Below are 7,865 nucleotides of genomic sequence, written 5' to 3' on the forward strand. Positions count from 1 at the left end.
GAAGAAGACCCGGTCAAGACCCTGTTCATAGCTGAAAGGGCGGTAACCCTGACCGATATGATCGGCAGATGTAAAGGTGCCGTAAACAACTGGGCGAGCGCAGTGCCTCTGGTCTTCAAATATCCCCTGTTAGACGGCCTTGCCCGTCTGCTTTCTGCTGTGACCGGAGAGCACTACAGCGAAAAGGACCTCGAGGAGGCGTCAGACAGGGTGTATTTGCTGGAGATGGCCTTCAACGCTAGACAGGGCATCCGCAGAAAAGATGATAGGTTCCCGGTCAAATGGGACATGATAGGAACCAAGGAAGCTGAGGAGGAAAAGGCAAAACACGACAAGATGCTTGATGGATATTACAAGCTCAGAGGATGTGACCCCAATACAGGATTGCCTCAAAGGGAGACAATGGAAAGGCTAAAGCTTGAAAAGGAAGCAGAAAGGCTCTACTCTGAAGACACCCTGGACAACTGGGATGGACCCCAGCTTTGGCCGCTGGACAAATACCCTTCAGGAACAAGACGCGCCTAAAAGAATCGCCCCCTGCTCCTGCAGGGGGCGATTCTTTAACATCCCTTCTTTTGAAATTTCATGCTCCGCATGGAATTGACAAGAGCAAGCAACGCGACCCCTACGTCAGCGAAGACGGCCTCCCACATGGTTGCCACTCCCATGGCCCCCAGAGCAAGGAAAAAGGCCTTTACGGATAAGACCAAGACAATGTTCTGAAGAATTATTTTGCGGGTCCTCCTGGCTATGCATATGGCCTCAGGTACCTTCTCAAGGGAATCTCCCATTATTACCACATCAGCGACCTCTATTGCTGCGTCGCTCCCTATGCCCCCCATGGCGACCCCTACGTCGGACCTGGTTATTACGGGCGAGTCATTGATCCCATCCCCAACAAAAAGGAGCTTTTCCTTTTCTCTTGCCTTTTCCATCTCCTCTTCAACCGCCTTGACCTTTTCTTCGGGAAGCAAAGCCCCCTTGAAGCAAGGAATGCCTGCTTCCTTTGCGACAGCTTCCGTGGACCTTTGATTGTCTCCCGAAAGAACCATCAACTTCTCTACGCCAAGGGCCCTGAGCTTTGAAACTGCATTCTTGGCCTCCTGTCTCAATGCATCGCCCAATAGAATCCTTCCTATGTGCTTGCCCTCTAAGGCAACGTTTACGACAGTGGCATTCTTTGAGCTTTCCTTCACTTCTATGCCGTTTTCGGACAAAAATTCATCCGTCCCTACGATTATCTTTTTACCCTTCCAGTTGGCCATAACACCCTTGCCGGGGTAGACCTTGTGGAAAGTTATCTCTTCATCTCTCAAAGGAAGCCTTCGCCTTTGCGCTTCTTTCACGATGGTTCTTGCTATGGGATGGTTGGAGTGAAGTTCTGCAAGGGCAGCAAGCCTGAGAAGCTCCGATTCGTCAAATCCATCGACGACTTCAACAGAGAGAACTCTGAAGACTCCTTCCGTCAGGGTACCTGTCTTGTCAAATATCACGGTTCTCACATCATTGAGGGCATCCATTACGATCGATCCTTTTATGAGGACTCCCCTCGCGGAAGCAAGGCCTATTCCACCAAAATAACCAAGGGGTATGCTTATGACCAGGGCACATGGACAAGATATGACTAGAAGCACCATGGCCCTGTAAAGCCAATTGGAGAAAGTTTCTCCTTCCACGACCAGGGGAGGTATAACGGCCACTGCCACCGCTAGCAATACCACCACAGGGGTATAATATTTCGCAAAGGTGGTTATGAACTTTTCTGTCTTTGCCTTCCTCGCAGAGGCCCTCTCTACAAGTTCCATCATCTTGTATATGGAAGACTCCACAAAGGGTTTGGTGATCCTTATGCGAAGCAGCCCCTCTTTATTTATACAGCCACCTTTGACCTCCGATTCAGGAGAAACGCTGATGGGAAGAGACTCTCCTGTTAAGGGAGAGGTGTCTACAGACGAAAAGCCCTCCAGCACCACACCATCCAGCGGAATTTTCTCTCCAGGCCTTACTACCACTACAGCGCCAGGACTTACTTTCGCAGGATCCATTTCTACCATTTTCCCACCGATGCTTACCAGAGCAGTCTTGGGACGGGAAGCCAGAAGGGATTCTATAGATCTTCGTGACTTATTTACTGCTTTATCCTGAAGGATCTCCCCTATTCGGAAGAAGAGCATGACACCCACAGCCTCAGGAAGGGCCCCTATGAAAAAGGCTCCTACGGTAGCGACAGCCATGAGAAAATATTCATCGAAGATATAACCATGAAGTAAATTTTTCACTGCTTTGGACAGGACGTTGCTGCCTGCAGCCAGATATCCTGATAAGGCAAGAACATAGTTCCAAGGGTAAGGTATGAAAGATCTTTCTTGGTTTACTAAAAGTAGAATGAGGGCAAAGGCCGAAAACAACATTACGACCCCATCTTTTGTAACTCTCAATAGTTTTTTAGGTGCATTGCCGCTGTCAGAAGCACAACACTCCCTGGGCATTTCCTGCGACAGTTCTTTAGCTTCTGCAGGGACGACTTCCACATGGGGTTCGAAGCTTTTTATTATATGTTCCACTACTTCATGCTCATTGGGTAACCGACTTTTTATGTAAAGGACACCCTTTGAGAGGTCCAACACCGCCTCATGGATTCCCTCAGTTTTATTCAAGGCATCTTCAATTTTTGCCGCACAACCTGCGCATGCAAGCCCCTTTAATAAATATTTTCTCTCTTGTGCCTCCAAAACCTGCTGCTCTGTCATTTGTGGCCCCCTACCTTTCATCTTCCTTGACGTGCTCCAATGCCATATCCAACGCCGCCTCTATGTGTGCATCATCCAGCGAGTAATAGACCGCCTTCCCCTCTCTTCTGCTTTTCACGATCCTCCCGTTTCTAAGCTTTTGAAGCTGCTGAGAGACAGCGGGCTGGCTCATACCTACGACCGCGCACAGATCACATACACAAAGGGGGCCATTCCTCAGCGCCCACAGTATCTTGAGCCTCGTTCTGTCCGAAAAAAGCTTGTAAAAGTCGCTCATTTCTTCAAAAACTTCATCGGTAAGCATGGAAGATTTTGCTCTTTCTACTTCTTCCTCATGGACACAGAAGACTTCGCAGACAAGGTCTTCTCTTTGTGGGGTTCTCTTAACATTGGCCATGAAATCACCTCAACATATAGTCATATGCTTATGTAATTATATATTGATATTTTCTGTATGTCCATAATAAAAGGGCGGCCCTTTTGGCCGCCCTTTAGGGGAAAGTGAGTGCGGATTAGGCAATAGGTTTGAGGGATCTCTGGTATATCTTTTTGATGACTTCATCGGTTCCTTCCACTGGTGCAAGGGACACCAGGCCATCCAGAGAAGGAGTTTCCCTTACCAGTTTCACTAGCTTGGGTATATCTTTACCTTTGAAGCCCTCATCTTCCAATTTAGAGGTTACACCAACGGAGAATATCCATTTCTCCAATGTCTTGGCAACTTCCTCTGCCCCTTCGGCGCCCTTGGTTATGGGCTCAAGGACTTCATCCAAAATGTCCTTGGAAGCAGGATAAATAGCTTCGACAACCGCTGGCACTATCATCGCCAACCCCAATCCGTGAGCTAGTTCTGGCTTTATGGCAGAAAGTGGGTGTTCCAGCGCATGGGTGAAATGCAAGAGCCCGTTGTCGAAAGAGACTCCAGCTATCATGGAAGCATAGAGGAGGAAGTACCTCGCCCTCAGGTCTTGAGGGTTCTCCACCGCCTTGGGCAGGTATTTTGCTATAAGCCTCACCGTTTCCTTGGCAAGCAAGATTGAAAATGGGTTAGCCGTCTTGGTGGTGCAGGCCTCTATGACATGGTTCAACGCGTCAATGCTTACGTACTTGGTTTGATCCAAGGAAAGACCCGTCATCAGTTCGGGGTCGTCTATGGAGTACATGGGATATATGCAGTCGTAAGCTATCGCTGGCTTGTATTCTTTCTCTGGTATGGAGACCACCGCGAAACGGTCCACTTCCGTCCCCGTTCCATGGGTAAGGTTGATTGCCACCAAGGGAACGGCCCTCTGGGGAACAAAAGAAAGTTCGTAAAGATCCCTGGCAGTCTTGTCCTTGTACTCCAGAAGTATGGCTACGCTCTTTGCTGCATCAATGGGGCTTCCGCCGCCTATGGCTATGACTGCATTGGCCCCAAGATCTTTTCCCATCTTGGTTGCTTCATCCACGCTGTCAGCCGTTGGGTTAGGGGTTACCTTGTCGTAAACCGCGTACCCCATGCCCTGCTCCTTCAAGGCCTTTTCTACATGATCCCAAGCTCCAGTCTTTTTGTAGGAGCTTCTGCCCGTTACTACCAAGACATTGCTTACTCCCTTTTCTTTAAGATCCTTGGCTATGTCTGAGATCTTTCTTATAGCTCCTGCTCCAAAGTAAACAGTGGTCTTGGTCCTTATTTCCTGTACTTGGTCAATGGGGAAAACATCATCCCACATGACAAAACCCCCCAATCGCATATTAGTGAATATCTTCGCTATGAATAATAGCAGGGGGTTTTTGGTTTGTCAACTATTTCACTATTGGGAGTTTGTTATTGTGTATTTTTTCTCTATATTGCGACAGAAAGGCACTCTGGCTCTATTGCCCGCCAAACATGAGGGAGAACACGCTCTCTGACAAAAGGGCTATGGAGCTTATGACTATCGTGCCTGAAAGCACTAAAGCGGAGTTGTTGGATATAAGGCCACTCATTATAATGCTTCCCAACCCTCCTGCGCCTATCACGGCACCGATGGCAGCGGTACCAAGATTGAGGATGAAGGCATGACGTATCCCGTTTAGGATATGGGGAAAAGCTATGGGGAACTCGACTATCCACAGCCTTTGAACCTCCTTCATCCCAAGGCCATCCGCCGCGTCCAAGATGTCCCTGCCCACCGATTGGAAACCAATTATCGTGTTGGCCGCGACAGGAAGAAGCGAATAAAGGAAAAGGGCCAAAAGGGTTGGCTTCCATCCAAAGCCCAAGATGGGAAAAGCAAGTATGATAGCAGCTGAAGGAGGTAAGGACTGCAAGAGGGCGTTTGTACGAACGGCCAAAGGAAGGTACTCTCGACCAAATGATCGAGTCACGTAAACTCCCACCGTCACACCTACAACAACCGAAAGGGCCGTTGCACTCAAGGTAAGGCCCAGGTGAACCAACGTCATATGAGCAAGAGATATCCTGGGATGCACATACGAAGATGCGTTGGGGAAAAGGCTGCGCAACACCAGCTTCTGAACTGTTGGGCTCAGAACGTACACTGCAAGCAAAAAAGCCATGAAGGCATTAATGGCTAGCGCCTTCTTTCTATCCTTCTTTCGTGATCCTTTGAATATCATCAAACAGCACCTCTGCTACAACCTTTCCTGAATCATCAACCACCGGAATAGCTGACAAACCAAGGGCCAAAAGCCTTGAAACGCACTCCTTCAAAGATGCGTAAGGCCTTGCAGCGTGAATGCTCACTCGCACCGTCCTATAAGCAAACTCACCAGAATCTTTCTTGAACTTTGCCAGTATTTCCCCTTCCTCGAGGGGTTTCCAAGAAACGCCAGAAAGTCCAACAAACTCCTCTTTCTCTGCTCTGAGGGGTTTTGCTATTCTGTCCGCCGTAAGAAGGGTCAAACGCTGTAAGGTTCGGTCCGTGCCCAAAAACTGCTCCACGAAATCGCTACCAGGTTCCTTGAGCAACCTCTCTGGAGCATCAGCCTGTACCACTACACCGTCCTTCATGATGACCATGTAGTCCGCAAGGCGAATGGCTTCGCTCAAGTCATGAGTGATGAAAAGCACCGTTTTCCTCAAGCGCCTCTGGATCCTAATAAACTCGTCCTGCAATTCCTCCCTTTTCAATGGATCTACAGCACCAAAGGGCTCGTCAAAGAGCAAAACTGGTGGATCAGCCCCCAAAGCCCGCGCAACGCCTACTCGTTGGGCTTCCCCCCCTGAAAGTTCAGAAGGATATTTATTGGCGTACTTTCCCGCATCCAAGCCTATAAGATCCAAAAGTTCCTTCGCCCTCTTTTTCTTTCTATCTTCAGGCCACCCCAAAAGCCTTGGAACCAGTAGGATATTTTCCTCCACTGTAAGGTGAGGAATAAGCCCCACGTTCTGAATTGCGTACCCCATTTGCCTTCGGAGTTCTATTTTGTCAAAGGTTTTTACGTCTTGCCCCTGGTACCTAACAGTCCCTCTCGTGGGCTCAACCATTCTGTTGACGGTCCTGATCATGGTGGACTTGCCGCATCCACTAGGGCCGATGATCACCGTCACCTTTTCACCAGGTATCTTTAGGTCTATCCCTCTCAGGGCTTCTACCTCGCCGTATTTGACTTCTACTCCGCTAAATTCGATAATGGCCTCGCGCATGACTAACTGCTCCTGTCTTCTGAATAATACTGTTTTCTAAGGGCCTTAGGGACCACCGCGTATCCTACAATGCGAAACAACGCATCTGCCCCTATAGTCAAAAGAGCTAAGAATATTATTCCAAGCACCACCATGTCCACCGAATATTGTCCTAAGCCCTCAAAAACGAATACCCCCAAACCTCCAGCACCTATCAGTTTGCCCAAGGTTGCATTGGCTATGGATTGTATCATGGCAAGTCGCACTCCATGGACTATGAAAGGTAAGGTCAGGGGAATTATTATTATCCTCAACATCTCCCGTCTGCTCATTCCCATGGCCTCGCCAGAGTCCAAAACAGACGGCGAAACCCCCTCTATACCAGCCAACGTATTCCTCAGGATGGGATAGAGGGCATAAATAGACAAGGCTATTATGGCCGGCGCATCCCCTATACCTCTTATTCCCATCTCCCTCAAAAGGGGGAAAGACCTGCTCAAAGCCGCCAAGGGAGCAATGAGCAAACCAAAAAGGGCTATACTAGGAATAGTCTGCAGCACGTTCATCAGGGCAAGAAATGCTTCCCTCGCCTTTCTTGCCCTGGAGATCAAAAACGCTGCGGGTATCCCCAGAAAACTTGCTATCAAGACAGCGCTGGAAGATATGCGAACGTGGTTTACAATCTCTGCGACTAAGCGGTCCTGCCTGTTCAATGCCTCTTTGAGAACCCCAAGGGCATCCAAACGCCCCGTGGCTATCAAAAACCACGACACCAATACAAGAATTCCAATCCCCAATGAGGCAATTCCTGGAGGTATCTCAAAACCCAACACAGGCACCAATAAAGAAAACGCCATCAGCAAAAAACCAGGACCTGGAGCGATCCTTACGGATTCTGGACCGTTTGCGCCATAGTAGGAGCTCAATCCAGAGAGGAACAGTATCAGAGAGATGGCACCCAAAAAAGAAAAAGCTATAGAAATCTTTTTCCTGGCCTCGCAAGAAGGGCAGAACAAAGCAATCCCATGAAGAAAGATGGGCAACAGAACAAAAAGGATACACCCCTTTTCAGGGAGTCCTGTAAGACCATACAGGACTCCCTCAGCTACCCTGTTTTCCCTAACAAGATAAAGAGGAAAAAAAACTGCCAAAACGGATATAAAGAAGGCTAGGCGCAACACGCCTTTGCCGTCATTTCCCTTGTTCATCCTCTAATTCAAAAATCCCTTTGCCTTCAAATATTCCTGGGCCACCTTTTTCGGATCCTGGCCATCTACCGCTATCTTACCGTTCAGGGTCTGGAGGGTTTCCAGGTCCAACGTTGCGAACAAATCTTCCAACAGAGGTTTCAACTCTGGATATATATCCAACACTTCCTGGCGCACCACAGGGGCCGGGGCATACACGGGCTGAATGTGCTTAGTGTCCTCAAGCACCACTAGGTTTAAAGCGGCAAGTTGCCCATCAGTGCCATAGGCCATGGCCGCATTGACTCCATCCTGCCT

At 48.8% G+C, this 7,865-nt stretch carries 8 protein-coding genes; 1 reads left to right on the forward strand and 7 read right to left on the reverse strand.

Translation table 11 applies throughout. The features are described 5' to 3' along the window. Positions 1–525, forward strand: a 525-nt coding sequence (locus V7Z69_RS09150; protein ID WP_334139691.1) for an aldehyde ferredoxin oxidoreductase C-terminal domain-containing protein, incomplete at its 5' end; no start/stop codon positions are given. Positions 526–560: 35 nt separating this feature from the next. Here V7Z69_RS09150 and V7Z69_RS09155 read toward each other — a convergent pair. From V7Z69_RS09155 to V7Z69_RS09185, 7 genes are all read right to left on the reverse strand, one after another. Next, the gene (locus V7Z69_RS09155; protein WP_334139692.1) at positions 561–2,750 is read right to left on the reverse strand and encodes a heavy metal translocating P-type ATPase; all 2,190 of its coding nucleotides are present in this window, start codon (positions 2,748–2,750) and stop codon (positions 561–563) included. A gap of 10 nt (positions 2,751–2,760) precedes the next feature. Continuing rightward, complete coding sequence (locus V7Z69_RS09160) at positions 2,761–3,147, reverse strand: ArsR/SmtB family transcription factor (protein WP_334139693.1); 387 nt, start codon at positions 3,145–3,147, stop codon at positions 2,761–2,763. Between the two features lie 115 nt (positions 3,148–3,262). Beyond that, a complete protein-coding gene (locus V7Z69_RS09165; RefSeq protein ID WP_334139694.1) occupies positions 3,263–4,462 on the reverse strand; it encodes an iron-containing alcohol dehydrogenase in 1,200 nt (399 codons plus the stop codon). Between the two features lie 142 nt (positions 4,463–4,604). After that, a complete protein-coding gene (locus tag V7Z69_RS09170) occupies positions 4,605–5,351 on the reverse strand; it encodes an ABC transporter permease (RefSeq protein WP_334139695.1) in 747 nt (248 codons plus the stop codon). Further along, positions 5,320–6,381 (reverse strand): ABC transporter ATP-binding protein, encoded by a 1,062-nt coding sequence (locus tag V7Z69_RS09175; protein ID WP_014162639.1) that lies wholly within the window; start codon positions 6,379–6,381, stop codon positions 5,320–5,322. Before V7Z69_RS09175 ends, V7Z69_RS09170 begins: the two co-directional genes overlap by 32 nt. 2 nt (positions 6,382–6,383) lie before the next feature. After that, positions 6,384–7,568, reverse strand: coding sequence for an ABC transporter permease (locus V7Z69_RS09180; protein WP_334139696.1), 1,185 nt, complete (start codon positions 7,566–7,568; stop codon positions 6,384–6,386). A 3-nt stretch (positions 7,569–7,571) separates the two neighbouring features. Then, positions 7,572–7,865, reverse strand: a 294-nt coding sequence (locus V7Z69_RS09185; RefSeq protein ID WP_334139697.1) for a glycine betaine ABC transporter substrate-binding protein, incomplete at its 5' end; no start/stop codon positions are given.

Origin of the sequence: Thermovirga lienii (assembly GCF_036847465.1) — a bacterium.
GTDB classification, from domain to species: Bacteria; Synergistota; Synergistia; order Synergistales; family Thermovirgaceae; genus Thermovirga; species Thermovirga lienii.